This window comes from Mesorhizobium sp. B264B1B (assembly GCF_020165765.1).
Classification (GTDB): domain Bacteria; phylum Pseudomonadota; class Alphaproteobacteria; order Rhizobiales; family Rhizobiaceae; genus Mesorhizobium.
In genome coordinates, this window is sequence record NZ_JAIUIS010000020.1 from 49,367 (window position 1) to 71,230 (window position 21,864).

Here is a 21,864-nt window from a genome sequence, read left to right on the forward strand (position 1 = left end):
TCAGACGGCCTCGGCCGCTGCCTTGCCGGTGAGCAGCGCGCGCGTTGCCGCGGTCACATCCTGCTGGCGCATCAAACTTTCGCCGACCAGGAAGGTGCCGATGTCGCTCTTCTGCAATCTGAGGCAGTCGTCATGAGAGAAGATGCCGCTTTCGCTGACCAGCAAGTAACCGCCCGGAATCATCGCCCGCAGTCGTTCCGAGGTTTCGAGACGGGTCTCGAATGTCCGCAGATTACGGTTGTTGATGCCGATTAATTGCGACGACAGCTTCAGTGCGCGCTCCGTCTCGGCCTCGTCGTGGACCTCGATCAGCGCATCCATGCCGAGTTCGAATGCCGTCGCTTCAAGCTCGCTCGCCAAATCATCATCTACGCTGGCCATGATGATCAGGATGGCGTCCGCCCCCCAGGCGCGAGCTTCATGGACCTGATAAGGATCGAACAGAAAATCCTTGCGCAGCGCGGGCAGGGTGACGGCGGCTCTTGCCCTGGTGAGAAATTCCGGCGCGCCCTGGAAAGACGGTGCGTCGGTCAGCACCGAAAGACAGGCGGCGCCGCCCTTTGCATAGGCCCGCGCGAGCGCTGGCGGATCGAAGTCGGCGCGGATCAAGCCCTTGGACGGGCTTGCCTTCTTGATCTCGGCAATCAGAGCGAAGCCGCCGGATCTGCGCTTCGCCTCAAGCGCCGTGAGAAAGCCGCGCGGCGCGTCAGTGTCTTTCGCCCGCGCCTTGATCTCGGCCAGCGGCACGCGCGCCTTGGCCGTCGCGATCTCGTCGCGCTTGTAGGCCTCGATCTTGCGCAGAATGTCCGACATCTGTCTAACCGTTCGAAATCTCAACCAGCCGGTCGAGCACCTGCAGCGCCCGGCCGCTGTCGATGGCTTGCACCGCCGTCGCCATGCCGTCGGCGAGCGTCGTCGCCTTGCCTGCCACCACCAAGCCGCCACCGGCGTTCATCAGCACGGTGTCGCGAAAAGCGCCCCCGCCGCCACCCAGCATAGCGCGCAAAGCCTCGGCGTTGTAGGCAGCGTCGCCGCCGCGCAGTTCTTCCTTGGTGTGACGGGCCAGGCCAACCGCTTCGGGCGTCAAGGTGAAGGTGCGGATCTCGCCGCCGATCAGTTCGGCGACATGCGTTTCGCCCGTGGTGGTGATCTCGTCGTAGCCATCACCATGAACGACCCAGGCATGCTCGGTGCCCAGCGCCTTCAGCGTCTCGGCCACCGGTATGATCCATTCCGGCATGAACACGCCGACCATCTGCCGGCGCACGTCGGCCGGGTTGGAGAGCGGACCGAGCAAGTTGAAGATGGTCCTGGTGCCGAGCTCCACGCGGGTCGGGCCGACATGCTTCATCGCCGGGTGATGTGCCGGCGCGAACATGAATCCGACGCCAGCCTCGTGGATGCAGCGGCCGATGGCCTGCGGCGTGAGATCGATCTTGACGCCGAGCGCGGTCAGGACGTCGGCCGCACCGGTCAGCGAAGACAACCCGCGATTGCCATGCTTGGCGACCGGAACCCCGCTGGCGGCGATGACGAAAGCGGATGCCGTCGAGATGTTGACGGAGTGCGAATTGTCGCCGCCGGTGCCAACGATGTCGATGGCGCCGACAGGTGCGTCGACGCGAAGCATCTTGGCGCGCATGGTGGCGACGGCGCCCGAAATCTCGTCCACCGTCTCGCCGCGCACACGCAACGCCATCAGGAAGCCGCCGATCTGGCCGGGCGTAGCATCGCCCGACATGATGATGTCGAAGGCCTCGCGCGCCTCGTCGAAGGACAGGGCGGTGCCGGTCGCGACCTTGGCGATATGGGTTTTCAGCGCGCTCATCTTGTCGAGGCTTGGGCAACGGCAGCCTGGTCGACGCGGACGCCGTACTGCGTCTGCAACTGCGCCACCAACTGGTCGAGCAGATCGTCCGACATGCCGGAGGTGAAGGACTTGCGCGCGTCCTCGGGCACCGAACTGGCATCGGCCCCGGCGGGTTCGAACACCTCGGCGACCTTGAACAGGATTTGCGCGTCGCTGGTGGGAGAGGGGATCAAGCCGGTGCCGCCTTCGCCGACGCCGAACATCACCGCTGCACCTTCCTTGCCGAAATCGGCGTCGTCGGCTTCGCGCTTCAGACCACGCTTGGTCTGCTTTTCCAGCTTGAGCTCGCCGGCAATGACGTCGAGCGTTGCGCCGGCCTTGAGCCGCTTTTCCAGCTCCTGCGCCTTGGCGGTCAGCCGCTTGGCCGTCTCGGCCGCGGTCCAGTCGGCAACGACCTTCTGGCGAACTTCGTCCAGCGTGCGGTCGCGGGCCGGCGTGATCGAAGCCACTTCATAGAAAATGAAGCCGTTATCGGCCGTGGTCAGCGCCTCGTTTTCAGTATTCGGTTCGGCATCGAAGGCAGCCTTGATCAGGGCCGGCGATTCCGGCAGATCCTTGACGATGGAGCCATCGGGCCGCAGGCCACTGCGATCGATCGCGTCGACAGTGACGACCTTCAGCTTCAGCTTGGCGGCGGCGTCGGCCAGCGAACTGCCGGCGGCGCGACTGTCCTCGTAATTATCATGCACGTCCAGAAGGATGCGGTTTGCCTCGCCCAGCGCCAGGTCCTTGCGGATCTGGTCCGACACTTCGGCCAGCGGCTTCACGACTTCGGGCTTGATCTCGGTGACGCGCAGCAGCACGGGACCAAAGGCACCCTGCACGACAGGGCTGACCTCATTGACGTTGAGCGCAAAAGCAGCGTCGGCGACCGCCTTGTCGGCGATCTTGTCCTTGGCGAGCGTTCCGAGCAGCGTGTCGGCCGGGGTCTTGCCTTCCGCAGTGACGAGCTTGTCGAAGGTTGCGCCGGACTTCAACGAATCGAGCGCGGCCTTGGCCTCGTCCGGCGTCTTGAACACAAGCTGCTCTATGGTGCGCATCTCGGGAGTGGTGTAGCGCGCCTTGTTCTTGTTGTAGTCGTCGCTGACCTGGGCGTCGGTCACCGAGCTCGTGTCCATGATGTCCTGCGGCTCGAGCCTGACATAGGAAAACTTGCGGTATTCGGGCGCGGCATAGGTCTTCTTGTTGGCCTCGAAATAGGCCTGCAGCGCGCTGTCGCTCGGCGCCTCGATGGGTTCGACCAGCGCCTTCGGCAAGGTCAGATAGTCGACCGTACGATCCTCGCCACGGTACAGGGCCACCGCCTTGAAGAAGGTGTCAGGCGCCTTGAGGCCGTCCGAAACCGCCTCGACGATCTGCTGGCGCACCGCGACCTGGGCACGATTCTTCAAATAATCCTCCGGGCGCATGCCGACCTCACGCAGCCTGTATTCGAAGGCTCTCCGGTCGAACTGTCCGCCGGGGCCCTTGAACGCCGGATCCTCGCGGGTGAGTTCCGCCAGCCGGTCCTTGGACAGGCCAAGGCCGAGCTTGCGAGCCTGTTCGTCGAGGACCGCGCCCGAAACAAGCTGCGCCAACACCTGGTTGTCGACGCCGAGCGCCTTTGCCTGTTCGTGGGTGAGGCGCTGACCGAACTGCTGCGACATGACGGCGAGCTGGCGGTCATAGGCGAGGCGGTATTCGTTGATCGACACCTTGGTGCCGCCGGCCGTGATGACGGAGTCGTGGCCGGCAAGGCCACCCATCAGCCGTCCCGATACGCCCCAGACCGCAAAACTGACCACCAGCAGCGAAAGCAGTAACTTCGCGACCCAGGTGCCCGCCGCGCTTCTCAATATACCAAGCATCGTTACTTCCGATTTATGCGCATTTTCGGATGCGCCGAGTCTGAAACAAGCGCAATAGCGCCCTTCCGGTCCACTGTCGATTGCTTTGTGGCTTGATTTTGGTAGTGAGAACGCCAGCCGAATGTCACCCGGAGAAGCAAACGATGACGCCAGGAATTCGCCCGCTCGTCGCAGGCAACTGGAAAATGAACGGTACCAGCGCCTCGCTCAACGAACTCAGGATGATCGGCAACGGTTTCATGAGCGGGCTCGACGCAGACACCGAGGCGCTGGTCTGCGTTCCCGCGACCTTGCTCGCCCATGCCGCCGAGATTCTGTCGCGTACGCCGGTTCATGCCGGCGGTGAGGATTGCCACGCCAAGGAGAGCGGCGCCTATACCGGGTGCATCTCCGCGGAGATGCTGAAGGATGCGGGCGCGACCCACGTCATCGTCGGCCATTCCGAATGCCGCGAACAGCGCGGCGAGGATGATGCGACAGTTCAGGCCAAGGCCTCCGCAGCCTGGCGCGCCGGGCTTGTGGCCATTGTCTGCATCGGCGAGACGCGGCAGGAGCGCGAAGCGGGCGCGACGCTGGACGTGCTGTCACGCCAGGTTGCCGGTTCGGTGCCGGCAAGCGCTACCGCGTCCAACACGATCGTTGCCTATGAGCCGGTGTGGGCGATCGGCACCGGCCTGACCCCGACCGTCGCCGATGTAGCCGAAGCGCATGCGCATATTCGCGAAAAACTGTCGGAGAAGCTCGGCGCCGCCGCGGGCAAGATGCGCATTCTCTATGGCGGTTCGGTCAAGCCGTCCAATGCAGTGGAACTGCTTGGGGTCAGGAATGTCGACGGCGCGCTGGTTGGCGGGGCCAGCCTGAAAGCGGCCGACTTCCTGGGCATCGCGGAAGCCTATCGCAGCATCTCCTGATGACTTCGCGCGGCGCCGAAGCGGGCGCGGCGCACGGGAAATCGTTGTAAAGGACGCCTTGCTTCCCATATTCCGGCCACGGGCTTGGAAATGCCGTGAAAGCATTGTATTGAGCCGCCTCCAATTCCCCGGTCGTGTCCGCGGCCGGGCAGGGCATTGCCAGGATAAACTATGCAAACCGTACTGATCGTCATCCATCTCATGGTCGTTCTGGCCCTTGTCGGCGTTGTGCTGCTGCAGCGCTCCGAAGGCGGCGGCCTTGGCATTGGTGGCGGATCCGGCTTCATGACGGCGCGCGGCGCCGCCAATGCGCTGACCCGGGCGACGGCCATTCTGGCGGCCGCTTTCTTCGTGACGTCGCTGACCTTGTCGATCATTGCCCGCTACGGCGAGAAGCCGATCGACATTCTCGACCGCGTTCCCGCAACATCGGACGGCGCCGGCAAGGGCGTACTCAACCAATTGCCTGGCACGACCACCCCGACGCCGCCTTCCGGCAACGGAGCCGCGACAACGCCGCCAGCCAATGCTCCGGCCACGCCGCCTGCCGCCGGCTCGACGCCGCCGGCGACCAACGGCACCAGCACCGCGCCCGCGGCCCCGCAGGTTCCGAACCAATAATCCGGGTTCGTTCAAGGGCTATCTGACAGGGAGCGCCGGCGTGCGAACGCCGGCATTCTGCGTCGTTACAACCGAACTGCGCTCGGTTCCGGTCCTCGCCGCCGGGCTCTCGGCCCGCTCTGATCTCTTACACTCAGCCGATCTGTTGTCGTTTGACCACAGTCGCGGCAAATGCGGCGGCATCACGAAGATTCGACGGGAAGTGCAGCGGCCTCGCGCTTGAGGCGCCCGCGCTTATTCGACTATAGATTGCGCGCGGCATTTTCGGTGTCCTTGGGGGATGCCGGGCGACGCCGTGGGCAACAAATATTGAACGATCGGATCTTCGCCATGCAGCTTCGCAGCTTCATCTTCCTGGGACTTTGCGCCGCACTCGGCATGAGCTCCCCGGCTTTCGCCGGCGTGCCAGCCAATTTGGCCGCCAATCAGTCGGTCGGCAAGACCGATGCCATCAACGTCGCAGCCAAGAGCGATGCGGCGCAGTTGAGGCTTCTCAAGAAGAAGAAAAATCCGACACCGGACGATCTCGCCCAGATCAAAAAGATCGAGGCCAAGATCGTTGCCGACAAGGAAGCCGCCAAGGCCAAGGCGCTGGAAGCCAGGAAGATGGCGATGCGCGAGGCGGCGAAAGCGAAGGCCGAGGCGGAACGGCAGGCGTTCCTGGCCAAGAAAGGCAAGACTGCACCGGCGACCGAAGTGGCCGCGGCCAAGCCGGCCAAGAAGATCACGAAGATCATCGAGCCGTTGACGCCGATCGAGCCGATTCCTTCGGCCGAACCGGAATCGGCCGAGGTGATGAACGTTGCGCTGACCGGCAACAATGGCGAATTGCGCAGCGAGCTGCCTGGCCAGAAACAGCGCACCGGCGGCGGCCTGTTCGCCGGACTGTTTGGCGGCCAGATGGCATCGTCCTCGATCAACTATCTGCCTGAGACCCGTGCGCTGGATTCGGCGCTCGCCAGGAAAAACGCCAAGAAGCCGTTCAAGGTGAAGCCGGAGTTCGTGCCACAGGACGTGGAATTCACCGGTTACGAGGCCGGCACGATCGTCATCGATACCAGTGCCCGCCGGCTCTATCTGGTGGAATCATCGTCCACCGCCCGCCGCTACGCCATCGCGGTCGGCCGCGAAGGATTGCAGTTCAAGGGCACCGTGGCGGTCGGCGACAAGCAGGAGTGGCCACGCTGGATCCCGACGCTGGACATGCAGAAGCGCGAGCCCAAGCATTATGCCCAGTACAAGGACGGCATGCCCGGCGGCGGCCAGAATCCGCTCGGCGCCCGCGCCATCTACCTCTATGACGGCAAGAAGGACACGCATCTGCGCATCCACGGCACCATCGCGCCGCAGTCGATCGGAACCAGCGCTTCCAATGGCTGTTTCCGCATGATGAACGAGCACGTCATGGACCTCTACAGCCGCGTCAAGGTCGGCACCAAGGTCGTCATCATCTGACGTTTGCAGCAGCTTGCCAAAAGGGCCGGTTCAGCCGGCCCTTTGTTTTGCCTCGCTCTCGGTCGCGTTCCAGTGGAACGGGCCAGCCCGTTCGACATGGGCCTATCCGAAAACCGGATCCCATTTCGGATCACGGTTCGAGCGCCTTGTTGGGAAAAAGCCTTAGCGGCGGTTTTTTCTCTGGCGGAATCAATCCGGCCGCGTTAAGCGATGACTCCCATGGCGCGATATGTATTCATCACAGGCGGCGTGGTTTCCTCACTTGGAAAAGGCATTGCCGCAGCGGCCCTAGGGGCTCTCTTGCAGGCGCGGGGCTATCGCGCACGCATCAAAAAACTCGATCCCTACCTCAATGTCGATCCGGGCACGATGTCGCCGTATCAGCATGGCGAGGTGTTCGTCACCGATGACGGCGCCGAGACCGATCTCGATCTTGGCCATTACGAGCGGTTCACTGGCCGTTCCGCCAACCAGCAGGACAACATCACCACCGGCCGCATCTACAAGAACATCATCGAGCGCGAGCGGCGCGGCGACTACCTCGGCGCCACCGTGCAGGTCATCCCGCACGTCACCGACGAGATCAAGAATTTCGTCCTCGACGGCAATGACGACTATGATTTCGTGCTGTGCGAAATCGGCGGCACCGTGGGCGACATCGAGGCGATGCCTTTCCTGGAGGCGATCCGCCAGCTCGGCAACGACCTGCCGCGCAACAACGCCGTCTATGTGCATCTGACGCTGATGCCCTATATCCCGACCGCGGGCGAATTGAAGACCAAGCCGACCCAGCATTCGGTCAAGGAGCTGCGCGGTATCGGCATCGCGCCCGACATCCTGCTCGTCCGCGCCGACCGGGCCATTCCCAAGGAAGAGCGTAGAAAACTGTCGCTGTTCTGCAATGTCAGGGAGAGCGCGGTCATCCAGGCGCTCGACGTGCCGCACATCTACGACGTGCCGATGGCTTACCACAAGGAAGGGCTCGATTCGGAAGTGCTGGCCGCGTTCGGTATCGACCCTGCGCCGAAGCCGCGCATGGAGCCGTGGCAGGCCGTGTCCAACCGCATCCACAATCCGGAAGGCGAGGTGACCATCGCCATCGTCGGCAAATATACCGGCCTCAAGGACGCCTACAAATCGCTGATCGAGGCGCTGTCGCATGGCGGTCTGGCCAACCACGTCAAGGTCAAGCTCGACTGGATCGAATCGGAAATCTTCGAGAAGGAGGATCCGGCGCCCTGGCTGGAAAAGGTGCATGGCATCCTGGTGCCCGGCGGTTTCGGCGAGCGCGGCTCGGAAGGCAAGATCCTGGCTGCGAAATTCGCGCGTGAGCGCAAGGTGCCGTATTTCGGCATCTGCTTCGGCATGCAGATGGCCTGTATCGAGGCGGCGCGGTCCCTGGCCGGGGTCGATGAGGCCTCCTCGACCGAATTCGGCCCGACCCAGGAGCCGGTCGTCGGCCTGATGACGGAGTGGCTGAAGGGCAACATGCTGGAGAAGCGCCGGGCAACCGGCGATCTCGGCGGCACGATGCGGCTCGGCGCCTATCAGGCCGAGCTCGCCAAGGGTTCCAAGATCGCCGACATCTATGGCGACACGCAGATTTCCGAGCGTCACCGCCACCGCTACGAGGTCAATATCGACTATAAGCAGCGGCTGGAGGATTGCGGCCTGGTGTTTGCCGGCATGTCGCCCGACGGCGTGCTGCCCGAAACGATCGAATACCCCGACCATCCCTGGTTCATCGGCGTGCAATACCACCCCGAGCTGAAGAGCCGGCCGCTCGACCCGCATCCGCTGTTCGCCAGCTTCATCGAGGCGGCGGTCGAACAATCGCGCCTGGTATAGGCGCGCCAGGCGGGGTTCGGCATCCGATGCAGACCTACGTCGCCCTTCTCTACAGCATCGTCCTGGGAGAAGGGCGCCGGGTCGTGATGTCCGACCTGAAGGCGATGGCGGAAGGCCTCGGGCTGAAGAATGTCCGTACGCTCGTGGCGACGGGCAATCTTGTCTTCGAGGCGCCGGCGACGGACGTCGCCGGTCTCGAGCAGCGTCTGGAAGCCGCCTTCAAAAAAGCTTTCGGCCGCCATGTCGATATCATCGTGCGCGGTGCCGAAGATTGGCTGAGGCTCGCGGCCGGCAATCCGTTTCCGGCTGAATCCGCCGAGACCGGTGACCAGGTGGCCGTCCGGATAATGCGCAAGCCCGTGCCCGACGATGCGGCGGCGGCGCTCGAGACCCATGCCGCCGCCGATGAGAAGGTGATGTCACGCGGCGGCGACATCTGGGTCGTCTTTTCGCGGGAACGACCGAGTTCACGGCTGCTCGCGGCCGCCAATCACAAACGCCTGGGCGTCGGCACGTCGCGCAACTGGAACACGGTGCGCCGGCTCGCCGAGATGGTAGAAGCAGGCAGTAGGCGGTAGGCAGTAGGCAGTAGGCAGTAGGGGGAAGCCGTCTGCTTTCCCTACCTTTCCTGCCTACTGCCCATTTCAGGCCTTCGCCGTCTTGGCGCCGGCACCCACGGCGGCGGTGCGCAGCACGTAGTAGATGATGCCGGCAATCCCGACGCCGAAGAACCAGCCATAGACGCCCCACCAGGATGGCAGCCAGTTGGTGAAGTTCGGCAGGATCGAGGAGAAGACGGCGCCAATGCCGGCAGCGATGAAGGCATTGACATGCCAGCCGCCCTGGAAGCGGAACTCGCCGTCCTCGCGATAAAGCGCTTCGACGTCGACCTCGCCCTTCCGGATCAGGTAGTAGTCGACCATCATGACGCCGAAGATCGGCCCCATTGTCGCGCCGATGATGTTGACGAAGGACGCAGCGCTGCCTTCCCAAGGCGCGAAGGGATAGAGCACGAGCGCGATCAGTGCCGCGATGTAGCCGCCCTTCTTGAAGTCGATCTGGCGCGGGAAGACGTTGGAGAAGTCGAAGGCCGGCGAGACGAAGTTGGCCACGACATTGATGCCGAGCGTCGCCACCGCGAAGGTCAAGGCGGCGAGCGCGGCCAGGAACCAGCTGCCGAATTTCGCCGATATCTGGTCGGGGTGCAGCAGCACCTCGTGATAGACGTCGTAAGCGGCAATGGTGGTGACGCCAGCGACCAGCGAGAACAGGATGAGATTGATCGGCAGGCCCCAGATATTGCCCTTGCGCAGCGATGCCTTGTCCGGTGCATAGCGGGCGAAATCGCAGAAGTTGAGATAGAGGGCCGAAAAATAGGTCACCCAGATCGCGGCGACGGCGAACAGCGACGTCCACGATCCCGGCGTACCTGGCACGCCCGCATCCTTGGTCTTTTCGAGCAGCACCTCCATCGGAATGTCACTGGTGAAGGCGAAGGTCCCGGCTTTGACACAGAGATAGACGGCCAGGATCAGCATCATCACCCACACGGCTGGCCCGGCCCAATCCTGGAAGCGGCGCACCGTCTCCATGCCGTTCTGGATAATCAGCAGCTGCAGCGCCCAGATGACCACGAAGCAGATCACTTCCAGCCCGGAGTGGCCGAGGAAATGGGTGTTGGCGTTGAAATCGGCGAACCATTGCGAGCGGATCAGCAGCGCGACAATGGCGCCGGAAGCGGCCGCCGTCTGTGCGCCGTACCAGAAGCAGGCGACGATGGCGCGCACCAGCGCCGGTATGTTGGCGCCCCATATGCCGAACGAGGCGCGGGCGAGCACTGGGTAAGGCACGCCGGTCTTCACGCCGGCATAGCCGACCATGTTCATCAGCGCGTAGATGACGAGCGAGCCGATGCCGATGGCGATGATGAAGTTGACGAAACCGCCGCAGAACAGGAAAAGGCTGGCGGCGAGATAATAACCCCAGAGGCTGTGCACGTCCGACGTCCAGACGTTGAAGATCGAGAATGGTCCCCAGTTTCGTATCTTGGCCGGTGCGAGATCTTCGTTATATAGATCCGGCGATGCGCCTTGTATCGTCATTGCAATTGTCCCCTTCTTGCAGCACGCGCCCTCACGCGTTGACCGTCAAGGTTACGCCTGACGCGAGGGAAGGGGCAATCGGCTGATTTGCCGGCTTTGGCCTTAAAGATATTCAATGGGGATCGCTCTTATCGCGCGGCACGATACTTGCCGCTCTGATCGGCGAGTCCGATTCGCGGCGCTTTCAAGCGCCGGCGCGACGACATCGGAGCCGCGGCGGGCAAACCTGCCCTTTTTTTGCCAAGCGCACGTTTTTTATGGAACCAAGTGGATGATGGCGCGTTTGATGGGGTTCGGTCGAATACGTCGCGACCGAGCGGGAGGATACGATGAATTATTTGCATTTTTTTTCGCCCGTGCGGATCTCACGCGGGCAGGGACACCCTATCGAGGAAATCGACAGTGTTGCCGAGGCCATGATGTTTTTGCGTAAATGGCCGACCGGGCGACGTGGCCCTGTCTATCAATGCGCGCTGAACTGCTGCGCGGCCGCCCTGTCGGGGCAGATGTCGGCTGAAGAAGCCAGGAAGGCGTTCACCGGCTTCGCCCGGATCACGCGGCTTCTGGATGACGACATGGCCTTGTCGGTGGGCAGCGAGCCAGCTGGGCGCGTGTACGCGCTGCGGCGGTAACGTTCTGAACCGGCTGTAGTCGAAAATCGGCGCCGACCCCCGGCGCCGATCGACTGTTTGTCCGTTTGCCATGGCGTCGGCGAACGCCTGATGCGGCGCGGCCCAGGATGGCCACCATCTGCTTGTGGTCGGCAACTTCGGAAAGCAGCCAATCCTGGAAAGGCGGTCCCCCGTCTTGTTCGCCGCAGTTGAAAGACTATCGACCAGGTCGCAAAACGGCGTGCCGCTCTCCTGCGGTGTAGCAAGGGGTGCAAGCTTCCGATTTCTTGGAGCGATTTCGCCCAGCACTCGAAAAAACGAGAAGACAGCACTTCAGGCCATAGGATTTGGCAGGCGCAGAAGGACCGCCTTCAGACTTGCTGCTCGAGCGAGGGGCTTGCCTACTTCGCATATGTCGCCGATATGAGGATTGGTGGCCATACTGCCCGCATCAACCAACCAATTGACGCAAAAAATGTCGAGATACCAAGAGCATAAGGTGGCAATCGCCCCGATGATGGATTGGACGGACCGCCATTGCCGGTTCTTCCATCGCCAGCTGACTCGCCGTGCGTTGCTCTACACCGAGATGGTGGTGGCGGACGCGGTCATCCAGGGCGCGCGCGAGCGCCTGCTCGGTTTCGACGATGCGGAACATCCGGTCGCGCTGCAGCTCGGCGGCTCCGATCCGGGGAAGCTGGCCGAGGCGGCGCGCATCGGCCAGGCTTTCGGCTATGAGGAAATCAACCTCAATGTCGGCTGCCCGTCGGACCGCGTCCAGTCCGGTACGTTCGGCGCCTGCCTGATGAAGGTGCCTGACCTCGTCGCCGACTGTGTCGCGGCGATGAAGGCGGCGGTGACCATTCCCGTAACCGTCAAATGCCGCATCGGCGTCGACGAGCAGGATCCCGAGCCGGCGCTGGATGCGCTTGCAGACGGTGTTTTCGCGGCCGGCGCCGACGCCCTTTGGGTGCATGCGCGCAAGGCATGGCTGGAGGGGCTGAGCCCCAAGGAAAACCGCGACATCCCGCCGCTCGACTATGGCCGCGTCTATCGGTTGAAGGCGAGAAAACCGAGCGAATTCATCGGCATCAATGGCGGTATTCAATCGCTTGAAGAGGCGCAGACGCATCTCCAGCACCTCGACGGCGCCATGCTCGGCCGCGCCGCCTACCATACTCCAGGCATTCTGACCGGCGTCGATGCCATGTTTTATGGAGAGCGGACCGGTCCCTTCGATTTCGCCGCGCTGATCGATGTCATGGCCGGCTACGCCGCACGCCATGTCGAACAGGGCGGGCGGCTCGGCCACGTCACCCGCCATATGGTCGGGTTGTTCCATGGATTGCCCGGTGCGCGCCGCTACCGCCAGATCCTCTCCACGGATGCAACGCGCCCCGGCGCTGGGCCGCAGGTGCTGAAGACGGCGTTCGCTGCGGTCGACCTCAGCGGGGCGGTCGACAAGGCCGCCTGAACCGCTTTTGCCGAACGTCAATCCCGGAGGGTCATCCGGTCGCCGCGCACGTCGAAGCCGGACAGCGAACTGATGAAGTTCATGCCGAGCAGGCTCTGGCCAAGCATACCGGGTGCCGCGACCATCACCGGCATATTCTTTCGCACGATGCCGCCGATGGCCAGTTCGTTAGTTTTCACAGCCGCGGCGCGCGCCGTGCCGTTGGCGGTCGAGACCGGTATGGTGAAATCGAGAGCGGCGGGATTGATCCCGGCTGCCTGGGCGTCCTGCGACGTCAACACGGTGCTGGTCGCTCCTGTGTCGACCACCGTGCGCACTGGCGCGCCGTTGATCAGGATGCGCGCCTCGAAATGGCCATTGTCGGCCTTGTCGAGCGTCACGGTGGCATGGCCGTCCTCGATGCCCAGCGCCAGCGGGCTGCCGGGAACAAGGCCAGCGGTTACCCGGTTGGCGAAATCCTGCAATTCGTAGCGATATTGATAGCCGGCGATCAGCGCGAGCGCGATCGCCGCCCACGCGCCGAGATTGCGCGCCATGGCCCCGAGCGGGCGGCCCGACCTTAGCAGGCCGGCGCCGATGAGCGCACCGAAGGCGCCAAGCCAGATCAGCCGGCCAAAATCATCGTTCTCTACGCCGAGCGTATTGCCGGCGGAATCGTTGAACATCAGCAGCACCGCGCCGACGCCGATGACGAGCATCAGGATCCAGAACAGGCGGTTCATGTCGGCAATCCGTTCACGAGAGCGCGTCGCGTTCCCGTGCCATACGGGTGCGGCGGGTTTCGCGGCGCGGCCGGCGCTCTACCGTCTCCAGCCTTGCAGGCAGTTGGGCCATGACGTCACGGCGCGCCTGCGCCGTCATGTCGATCCAGGCGCCGATCTCGTCCCGGGTGCGGCCGCACCCGAAACAGAAACCGGTCTTCATATCGATCGAACAGACCAGAATGCATGGGGATTCGATGGCCGTCATGAATGTTTCCTTGGCTGACTTCCACATGGTGCAACGGCATGCCCTTTGCAAGCCCTCGGGAATGCGTCGCCCACGGCCGCTTTTACATCAGGCGCGGGAGGTTGTGCCGGCGCACGAGGGCGGCTATGCCGCTGCCATCTGCAAGGACGATTTCCACGACATGACCAGAGCACAGCCCTTCGACGATTTCCGTAACCTGCTGGCCAACCTGCCGGCGGCCGACACGACAGCCGAGGCCCGTGTGCGAACGCTGTTCGCCAAGGCGGACAAGCCAAGGAACTCGCTTGGTCGCATCGAGGATATCGCTGCCTGGCTGGCAGCATGGAGTGGCCGTGCGCCGCCGGCAGTGACGCGGCCTCTGGTCGCGGTCTTTGCCGGCAACCATGGTGTTGTCAGGCACGGCGTCTCGCCGAGAGCCGTGGCGGCGACCGCAAACGCCGTCGAACTGTGTGCGGCCGGCGGTGCAGCGATCAACCAGGTCTGCGTCGCCAACGACCTCGGGCTGAAGGTTTTCGATCTCGCCTTGCATATTCCGACAGCCGACATCACGCAGGATGCCGCACTCGACGAGCGGGGTTGCGCCGCGACCATGGCCTTTGGCATGGAGGCGATCGCCGGCGGCGCCGACCTGCTTTGCCTCGGCGATCTGGGCGTCGGCAATTCCACCGTCGCCGCGGCCCTGTTCGCGGCCGTGTTGGGCGGCAAGGGCACCGATTGGGTCGGCCCGGGCTCTGGCGCCGATGCGGCGATGCAGGCGCGCAAGGCGGAGGTGGTCGATGCGGCGCTGGCTTTCCACGCCGGCCATCTCGATGAACCGTTGGAGGTGCTGCGCCGGCTCGGTGGCCGTGAGTTCGCGGCGATAGCCGGCGCCATCCTTGCGGCACGGATGCAAAAGATCCCCGTGCTGCTCGACGGAGTTGCGGCAACGGCAGCCGCAGCGGTCCTGCATGCCGCCAATCCTGCCGCGCTGGATCATTGCCTTCTCGCCGGCCTGTCGCCGGAGCCCGCGCATGCGCAGGCCGCCGAGCGCCTTGGCCTTCGCCCCTTGCTTGACCTCGGCGTCGGCCACGGCGAGGGAGTAGGCGCGGCACTTGCCGCCGGCCTAATCAAGGCAGCGGCACTGACCAGTTCGGGCATGGCCGCGGCCGTTCGCGGCTAGGCCGAGCATTCGTCGCTCATTCCACGCATGAGGCGCGTCAACGCCGACGCGCCGCGACCGCCGCGGTCGGCAGGGCCGGCAGTTCCTCCATCACCCGGCTCAGCGGGAAGATGGCAATCGCCTCTGTGCCTTCGCGCAGCTTGGAATGAAGTTGGAATTCGCCGCCATGCATGGCGAGCAGGCCCTGCACGATCGGCAGACCAAGTCCGGTGCCCTGTTCGGCGCTCTTGATGGCGATCGAACCCTGGCCGAAGGCCGAAAGCACTACCGGGATCTCGTCTTCCGGTATGCCGGGGCCGTTGTCCCTGACCGAGATGTATTGTCCGCCGCCGGCCGTCCAGCCGACGCGCACGCGGATTTCGCCGCCGGTGGCGGTGAACTTGATCGCGTTGGACAAGAGGTTGAGGGTGATCTGGCGCACCGCGCGCTCGTCGGCGAACAGGCGCGGCAAGGCATGTTCGAAATCCTGAATGACGCGGATATCCTTGTTGCGCGCCTTCAACTCCATCATGTGGCAGCAATCCTCGACAATGCCGAGCAGCATCACCGGCTCTTCATTGAGCTGGTACCGGCCGGCCTCGATGCGCGACAGGTCGAGGATCTCGTTGATGAGGTCGAGAAGATGCTGGCCGGATTCGTGCACGTCATGGGCATAGTCGCGATACGTGGGATTGCTCATCGGCCCCAGCACTTCGTTCGACATCACTTCGGAAAAACCGAGAATTGCGTTGAGCGGCGTGCGCAATTCATGGCTCATCGAGGCAAGAAAGCGCGATTTCGCCAGATTGGCATCTTCCGCGCGCCGCCGCGCCTCGTCCGACATCGATTTCGCGGTCTCGACTTCGGCGATCAGTGCGTCCTTTTCGGAGCGGAACGACAAAAGCATCAGGGAGGAGCGGTTGAGGTTCCGCGCGATATAGGCAAAGAAAGGCAGCGAAAGAACGAGCAGTACGGCCATGATCGCCCCGACAGGCATCCACAGCCTTATTTCGGCGTAGGCGTAAAGCGTCACCGGAACAGCGAAAGTCGCCAGCAGCGCCCCGCGCAGGGATGAGGCCATGATAGCGGTTCCGGCCATGGCAAGCAGCAGCACCACGGCCTTGACCACCTGAAACTGGTCGACCGCGCAGGCACCGCAGCCGAGCCAGACGAACCAGCCCCAGCCGAGGCCGCACAGGAAATGTGCGAACAGGAATTCTCTCTGGGTTTGCAACGGGTTAAGCTCGGACGCTTCCACGCGTTCGACGCGGCGCGCCATGAAAGCCAACATCGTGTAGCAGGTCAGGGTGAACAGCGCCCAGAGAATGATCTCATTGCCGATGCCGGCCAGCCGGCCAAGCGCGGCGATCGCCAGGACGAGCAGCGGAATGGCAATGGCCCCGCTGGTCATCGCGCGCGCATGGAGTCTCAGCAGTTCGCGATCGAAATCCGGATTGCCGGCCTGTTGCGAAAGACGGTCGCGCGTCTTGCGCACCGCGCGCGCGACATCGCTGTTGCGATGGCGTTTCCTGCGGTCCACAATGAATTTGTCCGCTGTGTTCGAGCGTTGCAAAGGCATGAAGACTTCAATTATGCGGGCGGCATTTCAAGGTGTTAAGCTACGTTCGAATGATTAACCAACCGTTTGCCATATGAGCCGTTCCTGGTCGCAAGGACCGCGCCGGCGGTACGCTGCGCCGCGCCCGCGAACCCCATGGCGCAAATTGCTGGACTATGGGCTGACGATCATCGTTCTGGGGCTGCTGATCGTGCTTGCGGCGCGCCTCGATCGCGTGGAGACGCGAAAGACACAGGGCGTCGCCATCATCAATGATGGCGACTCGATCACGCTCGGGGCCGAACGCATCCGCATGCGCGGCATCGACGCGCCGGAATACACCCAGACCTGCCGCAAGAACGGCGCCGATTATTCCTGTGGCACGCTTGCGCGCCAATCTCTGGTGCGCCTGATCGCCGGCAGGCCCGTCATCTGCAGCGGCTGGCAGCGCGATCGTTACGGCCGGCTGCTCGGCGATTGCAAGGCGGGCGATACCGATCTCAACCGCGCACAGGTCGAGGCAGGCTGGGCGGTCGCTTTCGGCGATTACGAGAGCGAGGAAGCCATCGCGCGCGCGGCAAGGGCCGGCATCTGGGCAGGTACATTCGACCAGCCGCAAGATTGGCGCGACAGCCACCATGGCGAGTCCGTCGAGAGAAAACATGGCACGCTCGCCTCCATCGCCGATGCCGTGCGAGAGATTTTCCGCTTCTGGTAAGCCGGCGGAAGCTGAACCCTGCCGTCACCGGCAAGAACTGGAGGATCGAATGAAGCTCTTCGACGGCGGCCGGGCGCCCAACCCAAGGCGGGTTCGCGTTTTTCTGGCCGAGAAGGGAATCGCGGTTCCGCTGGTGTCCGTCGACATGGGCGCGCTGGAACACAGGCAACAGGCGGTCAGCTCGCGCAATCCACTGCGGCGACTGCCGGTGCTGGAGCTTGACGACGGCACCGTCATCACCGAGTCCGTCGCCATCTGCCGCTATTTCGAGGAACTCAATCCCGAGCCCGCACTGTTCGGTCGCGGGGCGCTCGGCAAGGCGCAGGTCGAGATGTGGCAAAGGCGGATGGAATTCAACCTGCTGACCTGCGTCGCGCAAGCTTTCCGCCACACCCATCCGGCCATGAAGGAATGGGAGATCCCGCAGATTCCCGAGTGGGGCGAGGCCAACAAGCCGAAGGCAATCGAATTCCTGCGACTTCTCGACGGCGAGCTGGGAACCCGCGAATTCGCCGCCGGCGACGCCTATTCGATCGCCGATATCACCGGGATGATCGCCATCGATTTTATGAAACCGGCGCGCATCAAGGTGCCGGACGAGTGCAGCAATGTGTTGCGCTGGTATCGGATGGTTTCGAGCCGGCCGAGTGCCGCGGCCTGAGGATGACTGCGGAACTCGAAAGCTTCGCCGCGACGGTTCGCGCCTGCCGCATCTGCGTCGACAATCCGATCGGCCGGCCACTGCCGCACGAACCGCGCCCGGTGCTGCGACCCTCGTCGAATGCCCGCATCCTGATTGCCAGCCAGGCGCCGGGAACCAAGGTGCATCTGTCGGGCATGCCGTTCACCGATGCTTCGGGCGACCGGCTGCGAGACTGGCTCGGCGTCACCAGCGAGGAGTTCTACGACACCGAGAAGTTCGCTATCGTGCCGATGGGCTTCTGTTTCCCCGGCCAGGACGCCAAGGGCAGCGACTTGCCGCCAAGGCGTGAATGCGCGCCGGCCTGGCGCGCGCCGTTGATGGGGCTCATGCCGCAGATCGACTTGGTGCTGACGATCGGCATCTACGCGCAGTCCTGGCACATGGGTGCCGCGCGGCGCCCGTCCCTGACGGAAACGGTGAGGGACTGGCGCTCCATCTGGGAGAAATCCGCTGGCCAGAAGGTGCTGCCGCTGCCGCATCCGTCCTGGCGCAACACCGGCTGGCTGAAGCGGAATCCCTGGTTTGAAATGGATTTGCTGCCTTTCCTCAGGTCGGAAATCCGCTATCGCCTCGGTTAGACATTCAGCAAGAAACCACCGGCTTTTCCGCCAATCAGCAGAATTTTTTTCTTGTGGAAGCCTATAATAACGCCGATTATGGCCAATCCATTCCTTCAGGAGCTTTCAATGGACCGCCTTGACCGAAAAATTCTCCGCCTCCTGCAGGAGGACGCGACGCTCGCGGTCGCAGATGTCGCCAAGAAAGTGGGACTGTCGACGACCCCTTGCTGGCGGCGCATCCAGAAGCTCGAGGAAGAGGGCGTCATCAAGCGGCGTGTCGCCATTCTCGATCATGAAAAGGTCAATGTGCGGGTCACCGTCTTCGTCTCGATCCGCACCAATTCGCACAGCCATGAATGGCTGCGGCGTTTTTCCGAAGTCATCCAGGAATTCCCCGAGGTGGTCGAGTTCTACCGCATGAGCGGCGATGTCGACTACCTCCTGCGTGTCGTGGTGCCCGACATTGCAGCCTATGATGCCTTCTATAAGCGGCTGATCGCCAAGATCGAGATTCGCGACGTCTCGTCCTCCTTCGCCATGGAGCAGATCAAGTACACGACCGAAATCCCGCTCGATTACATGGTGCTGGACAAGGAATCGGGCGCGAACGCGGCCTGAGCGCGCGTGGCCTTGGTGCATGCAAGGTCACGCAAGCTCGCCTTGCTTAGTTCTTCTTTTTGTTGAGGAAAGTCCAAGGCGAGTTGACCGGTAGGGTTATTGTGTCCGGCACGGTGTCGACGCCGGTCACGTCTGCCTTGCGCACGGTATAGCCCGACTGGATGACCGAGACGCCGTCCAGGATGAAAAGCTGGCTCTTCTCCATGCCTGGTTTCAGCGCGCCGGTTACGGAAACCGGCTGGTAGGCCCGCGATATTTTGTAGGGCTGAGCCGGGGTGACCAGGACGATCTGGTTGGGTGGTGGTGTCGGCATGTGGCTGCAGGCGCCGGTCCACGGCACCAGTAGGAATTGATAGACAAGATCGCCTTCGCGATCGACCGGCAACGCATAGCCGGCTATTTGTATGGTCTTGTCCTGCAGGCCGAGGGATAACGTCTCGCCGCGATCGGGCAATTTTGCCGCGATCATCGGCAGGCCAGCTTCTTCGGCAACCGCCTGGGTCGCCGGGCGCAAATCCTTCCAGAATATGTGTGTGGTCTCGGCCGAAGCGAGGGCGGCTGTAAAAGCCGACATCGCGCCCGCGAACGCTGCCATGGCTATCAGACGTTTGGTCATCGGACGTTTTCCTTTGCGTTCGAGTAAAGACACCGCCACCGGCGACGTCAACGCTCGAGCCGCATTACATGCCGGCGAGAACCGGTCATGCCGGCGTCGTGAAAGCCGCGCGCCGCAAACATGTCGCGAAACCCCATGAAACGGTAGCTCGGCGATGCCTCGCCCACCGGATAGGCCTCAATGATATGCGCCCCCTTGGCGAACGCGTGGTCAATGGCCGCATCGAGCAATGCGGAAGCAAAACCGCGGCCGCGCAAAGCCCTTGGCACATAAAAGCAGACGATTGACCATACCCCCGTCTCGCTGTCGTCCTGCTGCTTTGAAAGCCTTCGGTAGGTTTCGCGCGGCGCGACCGAACACCAGGCAACGGTCTTGCCGTCGATCTGGGCGAGGATGCCGACCGGCCTGCCGGCATCGATAAGTGCCATCATCTGGCGCTTTTTCTCATCATTCGGGATGTGCTCGCGGACGGACTGCCGCCACGCCATGCACCAGCAATATCTTGGCGCACCCGGCTGCTCGAACAATATCTCGAAGTCGCCGCGTGTTGCCGGCGTCACCTCCGTGAACCGGATATCGGCAAGATCAGCTTTTTCTGGAGGTGAGCCGTTCCAGCCTTTTGGCATCCGTTAACTCCTTCACGGCGTCCCGGCCGATCCAGCTAACTCCTTCACGGCGTCCCGGCCGATCCAGCGCGCCGTCTTGTCGGATGATCCGGCCAACTTTTGCGCGAGCGCAAGGGCAGGGGCATGCAGCGCCGCCGAGCGTTTGCCGATCTGCCGCAGCGCCCAGCTGACCGCCTTCCTGACGAAATTGCGCGGATCGCCGGCATGCGCCTCGATCAACGGCAGATAGGCGAGAAACGTCGCGTCCGGCTCCTGCTTCAGATGCACTGCGCTCCACGCCACCATGGCAAAGCCGGCGCGGCGCACGAACTCGCGTTCGTCGGCAGCAAACTCCTCGATCAACTCACGCCGGAACGGCGTTTCAGCAAAGAGATCCGAAACGCTGTCTACGATCTCCCATGAATCGAAATCGCCGGCCCAGCGGCGGCACTGCTCGGCCGTGATCCTTTTCTGCTCCCCGGTGAACGCCGCCACCAGCCGCGCCTCGCGAACACCGCTGTCCCACAGGGCAAGCGCCCGCTCGTGATTGCGCTTCAGCTTGCGCGCCAGCGGCCGCAAATCCGAATTGCCTACACCAAGCGCCGTCGCGGTGTTGATGCCGAACCGGGCCATGCCGGCGCGGTTTTCCTGCGTGCCGATCGAGCGCAGGTGAGCGACGACGTCGTCCGCGCTCCAGCTCGGGCAGGGCAGGGACATCTGCGTTCTACTTTTCCAGCCTCGCCAGCAGTGAGGATGTGTCCCAGCGCCTGCCGCCCATCGCCTGGACGTCCTTATAGAACTGGTCGACGAGCGCCGTCACGGGCAGTCTGGCCCCGTTGCGGTCGGCTTCATCAAGGCAGATGCCGAGATCCTTGCGCATCCAGTCGACCGCGAAGCCGAAGTCGTATTTGCCTGCATTCATCGTCTTGTGCCGGTTCTCCATCTGCCACGAGCCCGCTGCGCCCTTGGAGATCACATCGATGACCTTCTCGATGTCGAGCCCGGCTTTCCTGCCGAAATGGATGCCTTCGGACAGTCCCTGCACCAGCCCGGCGATGCAGATTTGGTTGATCATCTTGGTGAGCTGGCCGGCGCCTGCCGGTCCCATAAGCCCGACCATCCGGGCATAGGCGTCGATGACGGGCCTGGCTTTGTCGAAGGCTGCCTGATCGCCGCCGACCATGACGGTCAGAATGCCGTTTTCGGCGCCGGCCTGGCCGCCGGAGACCGGCGCGTCGAGGAACGAGAAGCCGCGCTCCTGTGCGGTCTCGGCCAATTCGCGCGCGACCTCGGCCGATGCCGTGGTGTTGTCGATGTAGACGGCGCCCTTTTTCATGGCCTGAAAGGCACCGTCCTTTGCCGTCGTCACCGAACGCAGATCGTCGTCATTGCCCACGCACGAGAAAACAAAGTCCTTGCCTTCGGCAGCCTGCGCCGGCGTCAGGGCGAGAGCGCCGCCGTGCTGGGCGACCCATTGCTCCGCCTTTGCCCCGGTGCGGTTGTAGACGGTGACGTCATGGCCGCCCTTGTTCTTCAGATGCGCGGCCATGGGGTAGCCCATGACGCCAAGACCGAGAAATGCCACCGATGCCATGGCTTGTTCCTTCCGACGGGAGCAAAGATTGCAGTTGCGGAAGGTC

The 21,864-nt window shown here is 63.3% G+C and carries 23 protein-coding genes; 12 read left to right on the forward strand and 11 right to left on the reverse strand.

The genetic code is table 11. The annotated features are described in order from the left end of the window. Genes trpC through LB547_RS29130 form a run of 3 tightly spaced genes read right to left on the reverse strand, consistent with a single transcriptional unit; the run spans nt 1 to nt 3,717 of the window. On the reverse strand, nt 1-813 hold the full coding sequence (gene trpC / locus LB547_RS29120) for an indole-3-glycerol phosphate synthase TrpC (protein ID WP_140669935.1): 813 nt from the start codon (nt 811-813) through the stop codon (nt 1-3). 4 nt (nt 814-817) lie between these two features. Continuing rightward, nucleotides 818-1,828: an anthranilate phosphoribosyltransferase gene (trpD, locus tag LB547_RS29125; RefSeq protein ID WP_140762068.1), complete on the reverse strand. Its 1,011-nt coding sequence runs from the start codon at nt 1,826-1,828 to the stop codon at nt 818-820. After that, complete coding sequence (locus LB547_RS29130) at nt 1,825-3,717, reverse strand: SurA N-terminal domain-containing protein (RefSeq protein WP_140498654.1); 1,893 nt, start codon at nt 3,715-3,717, stop codon at nt 1,825-1,827. The genes trpD and LB547_RS29130 overlap by 4 nt, the downstream gene beginning before the upstream one ends. A gap of 143 nt (nt 3,718-3,860) precedes the next feature. Between LB547_RS29130 and tpiA the strand changes: the two genes are divergently transcribed. From tpiA to LB547_RS29155, 5 genes are all read left to right on the forward strand, one after another. After that, a complete protein-coding gene (gene tpiA / locus LB547_RS29135; protein ID WP_140498652.1) occupies nt 3,861-4,628 on the forward strand; it encodes a triose-phosphate isomerase in 768 nt (255 codons plus the stop codon). A 171-nt stretch (nt 4,629-4,799) separates the two neighbouring features. Continuing rightward, nucleotides 4,800-5,249 (forward strand): preprotein translocase subunit SecG, encoded by a 450-nt coding sequence (gene secG / locus LB547_RS29140; RefSeq protein WP_140762065.1) that lies wholly within the window; start codon nt 4,800-4,802, stop codon nt 5,247-5,249. A gap of 330 nt (nt 5,250-5,579) precedes the next feature. Next, on the forward strand, nt 5,580-6,704 hold the full coding sequence (locus LB547_RS29145; RefSeq protein WP_140498649.1) for a L,D-transpeptidase: 1,125 nt from the start codon (nt 5,580-5,582) through the stop codon (nt 6,702-6,704). Between the two features lie 210 nt (nt 6,705-6,914). Further along, the gene (locus LB547_RS29150) at nt 6,915-8,552 is read left to right on the forward strand and encodes a CTP synthase (RefSeq protein WP_140686404.1); all 1,638 of its coding nucleotides are present in this window, start codon (nt 6,915-6,917) and stop codon (nt 8,550-8,552) included. 26 nt (nt 8,553-8,578) lie between these two features. Further along, complete coding sequence (locus LB547_RS29155; RefSeq protein ID WP_140729153.1) at nt 8,579-9,130, forward strand: DUF1697 domain-containing protein; 552 nt, start codon at nt 8,579-8,581, stop codon at nt 9,128-9,130. Between the two features lie 66 nt (nt 9,131-9,196). On the opposite strand, the gene LB547_RS29160 is transcribed toward LB547_RS29155, so the two are convergent. Next, nucleotides 9,197-10,654: an NCS1 family nucleobase:cation symporter-1 gene (locus tag LB547_RS29160; protein WP_140498646.1), complete on the reverse strand. Its 1,458-nt coding sequence runs from the start codon at nt 10,652-10,654 to the stop codon at nt 9,197-9,199. 329 nt (nt 10,655-10,983) lie between these two features. Between LB547_RS29160 and LB547_RS29165 the strand changes: the two genes are divergently transcribed. Next, nucleotides 10,984-11,286, forward strand: a complete 303-nt coding sequence (locus tag LB547_RS29165) for a DUF982 domain-containing protein (protein WP_140762062.1) — start codon at nt 10,984-10,986, stop codon at nt 11,284-11,286. A gap of 454 nt (nt 11,287-11,740) precedes the next feature. Further along, nucleotides 11,741-12,739: a tRNA dihydrouridine(20/20a) synthase DusA gene (dusA, locus tag LB547_RS29170; RefSeq protein ID WP_140557178.1), complete on the forward strand. Its 999-nt coding sequence runs from the start codon at nt 11,741-11,743 to the stop codon at nt 12,737-12,739. A gap of 17 nt (nt 12,740-12,756) precedes the next feature. On the opposite strand, the gene LB547_RS29175 is transcribed toward dusA, so the two are convergent. After that, complete coding sequence (locus tag LB547_RS29175; RefSeq protein ID WP_140584433.1) at nt 12,757-13,461, reverse strand: TIGR02281 family clan AA aspartic protease; 705 nt, start codon at nt 13,459-13,461, stop codon at nt 12,757-12,759. Nucleotides 13,462-13,474: 13 nt separating this feature from the next. Further along, nucleotides 13,475-13,708 carry a DUF1289 domain-containing protein gene (locus tag LB547_RS29180; RefSeq protein WP_140515375.1) on the reverse strand — a complete coding sequence of 78 codons (234 nt, stop codon included), beginning with the start codon at nt 13,706-13,708 and terminating at the stop codon, nt 13,475-13,477. A 160-nt stretch (nt 13,709-13,868) separates the two neighbouring features. Between LB547_RS29180 and LB547_RS29185 the strand changes: the two genes are divergently transcribed. Then, complete coding sequence (locus tag LB547_RS29185) at nt 13,869-14,867, forward strand: nicotinate-nucleotide--dimethylbenzimidazole phosphoribosyltransferase (RefSeq protein WP_140686442.1); 999 nt, start codon at nt 13,869-13,871, stop codon at nt 14,865-14,867. A 37-nt stretch (nt 14,868-14,904) separates the two neighbouring features. On the opposite strand, the gene LB547_RS29190 is transcribed toward LB547_RS29185, so the two are convergent. Further along, nucleotides 14,905-16,425 carry a sensor histidine kinase gene (locus LB547_RS29190; RefSeq protein ID WP_140762059.1) on the reverse strand — a complete coding sequence of 507 codons (1,521 nt, stop codon included), beginning with the start codon at nt 16,423-16,425 and terminating at the stop codon, nt 14,905-14,907. Between the two features lie 73 nt (nt 16,426-16,498). On the opposite strand from LB547_RS29190, the gene LB547_RS29195 reads away from it, so the two are divergent. The 4 genes from LB547_RS29195 to LB547_RS29210 all read left to right on the forward strand — a co-directional run bounded on the left by LB547_RS29195 (nt 16,499) and on the right by LB547_RS29210 (nt 19,003). After that, nucleotides 16,499-17,122 (forward strand): thermonuclease family protein, encoded by a 624-nt coding sequence (locus LB547_RS29195; protein WP_140762054.1) that lies wholly within the window; start codon nt 16,499-16,501, stop codon nt 17,120-17,122. Nucleotides 17,123-17,171: 49 nt separating this feature from the next. Next, nucleotides 17,172-17,783, forward strand: coding sequence for a glutathione S-transferase (locus tag LB547_RS29200; RefSeq protein ID WP_140498639.1), 612 nt, complete (start codon nt 17,172-17,174; stop codon nt 17,781-17,783). Beyond that, on the forward strand, nt 17,723-18,403 hold the full coding sequence (locus LB547_RS29205) for a uracil-DNA glycosylase family protein (protein WP_140498638.1): 681 nt from the start codon (nt 17,723-17,725) through the stop codon (nt 18,401-18,403). Before LB547_RS29200 ends, LB547_RS29205 begins: the two co-directional genes overlap by 61 nt. Before the next feature lie 108 nt (nt 18,404-18,511). Further along, nucleotides 18,512-19,003 carry an Lrp/AsnC family transcriptional regulator gene (locus tag LB547_RS29210; RefSeq protein WP_006205209.1) on the forward strand — a complete coding sequence of 164 codons (492 nt, stop codon included), beginning with the start codon at nt 18,512-18,514 and terminating at the stop codon, nt 19,001-19,003. 46 nt (nt 19,004-19,049) lie between these two features. On the opposite strand, the gene LB547_RS29215 is transcribed toward LB547_RS29210, so the two are convergent. The 4 genes from LB547_RS29215 to LB547_RS29230 are packed head-to-tail and all read right to left on the reverse strand — an operon-like array spanning nt 19,050 to nt 21,818. After that, on the reverse strand, nt 19,050-19,619 hold the full coding sequence (locus LB547_RS29215; RefSeq protein WP_140498637.1) for a DUF3299 domain-containing protein: 570 nt from the start codon (nt 19,617-19,619) through the stop codon (nt 19,050-19,052). 47 nt (nt 19,620-19,666) lie between these two features. Then, a complete protein-coding gene (locus LB547_RS29220) occupies nt 19,667-20,245 on the reverse strand; it encodes a GNAT family N-acetyltransferase (protein ID WP_140498636.1) in 579 nt (192 codons plus the stop codon). Nucleotides 20,246-20,257: 12 nt separating this feature from the next. Beyond that, nucleotides 20,258-20,941, reverse strand: a complete 684-nt coding sequence (locus LB547_RS29225; protein ID WP_140557183.1) for a DNA alkylation repair protein — start codon at nt 20,939-20,941, stop codon at nt 20,258-20,260. Between the two features lie 7 nt (nt 20,942-20,948). Beyond that, nucleotides 20,949-21,818: an NAD(P)-dependent oxidoreductase gene (locus LB547_RS29230; RefSeq protein WP_140498634.1), complete on the reverse strand. Its 870-nt coding sequence runs from the start codon at nt 21,816-21,818 to the stop codon at nt 20,949-20,951. Between the last annotated feature and the right edge of the window lie 46 nt (nt 21,819-21,864).

Coding starts and splice junctions, on each gene's coding strand:
- LB547_RS29225 (WP_140557183.1), bottom strand. CDS start 20,941: ATGTCCCTGCCCTGCCCGAGCTGGAGCGCGGACGACGTCGTCGCTCAC.
- dusA (WP_140557178.1), top strand. CDS start 11,741: ATGTCGAGATACCAAGAGCATAAGGTGGCAATCGCCCCGATGATGGAT.
- LB547_RS29210 (WP_006205209.1), top strand. CDS start 18,512: ATGGACCGCCTTGACCGAAAAATTCTCCGCCTCCTGCAGGAGGACGCG.
- LB547_RS29215 (WP_140498637.1), bottom strand. CDS start 19,619: ATGACCAAACGTCTGATAGCCATGGCAGCGTTCGCGGGCGCGATGTCG.
- LB547_RS29155 (WP_140729153.1), top strand. CDS start 8,579: ATGCAGACCTACGTCGCCCTTCTCTACAGCATCGTCCTGGGAGAAGGG.
- LB547_RS29150 (WP_140686404.1), top strand. CDS start 6,915: ATGACTCCCATGGCGCGATATGTATTCATCACAGGCGGCGTGGTTTCC.
- trpC (WP_140669935.1), bottom strand. CDS start 813: ATGTCGGACATTCTGCGCAAGATCGAGGCCTACAAGCGCGACGAGATC.
- LB547_RS29175 (WP_140584433.1), bottom strand. CDS start 13,461: ATGAACCGCCTGTTCTGGATCCTGATGCTCGTCATCGGCGTCGGCGCG.
- LB547_RS29220 (WP_140498636.1), bottom strand. CDS start 20,245: ATGCCAAAAGGCTGGAACGGCTCACCTCCAGAAAAAGCTGATCTTGCC.
- LB547_RS29130 (WP_140498654.1), bottom strand. CDS start 3,717: ATGCTTGGTATATTGAGAAGCGCGGCGGGCACCTGGGTCGCGAAGTTA.
- secG (WP_140762065.1), top strand. CDS start 4,800: ATGCAAACCGTACTGATCGTCATCCATCTCATGGTCGTTCTGGCCCTT.
- LB547_RS29185 (WP_140686442.1), top strand. CDS start 13,869: ATGACCAGAGCACAGCCCTTCGACGATTTCCGTAACCTGCTGGCCAAC.
- LB547_RS29145 (WP_140498649.1), top strand. CDS start 5,580: ATGCAGCTTCGCAGCTTCATCTTCCTGGGACTTTGCGCCGCACTCGGC.
- LB547_RS29180 (WP_140515375.1), bottom strand. CDS start 13,708: ATGACGGCCATCGAATCCCCATGCATTCTGGTCTGTTCGATCGATATG.
- LB547_RS29195 (WP_140762054.1), top strand. CDS start 16,499: ATGAGCCGTTCCTGGTCGCAAGGACCGCGCCGGCGGTACGCTGCGCCG.
- tpiA (WP_140498652.1), top strand. CDS start 3,861: ATGACGCCAGGAATTCGCCCGCTCGTCGCAGGCAACTGGAAAATGAAC.
- LB547_RS29200 (WP_140498639.1), top strand. CDS start 17,172: ATGAAGCTCTTCGACGGCGGCCGGGCGCCCAACCCAAGGCGGGTTCGC.
- LB547_RS29190 (WP_140762059.1), bottom strand. CDS start 16,425: ATGCCTTTGCAACGCTCGAACACAGCGGACAAATTCATTGTGGACCGC.
- trpD (WP_140762068.1), bottom strand. CDS start 1,828: ATGAGCGCGCTGAAAACCCATATCGCCAAGGTCGCGACCGGCACCGCC.
- LB547_RS29165 (WP_140762062.1), top strand. CDS start 10,984: ATGAATTATTTGCATTTTTTTTCGCCCGTGCGGATCTCACGCGGGCAG.
- LB547_RS29230 (WP_140498634.1), bottom strand. CDS start 21,818: ATGGCATCGGTGGCATTTCTCGGTCTTGGCGTCATGGGCTACCCCATG.
- LB547_RS29160 (WP_140498646.1), bottom strand. CDS start 10,654: ATGACGATACAAGGCGCATCGCCGGATCTATATAACGAAGATCTCGCA.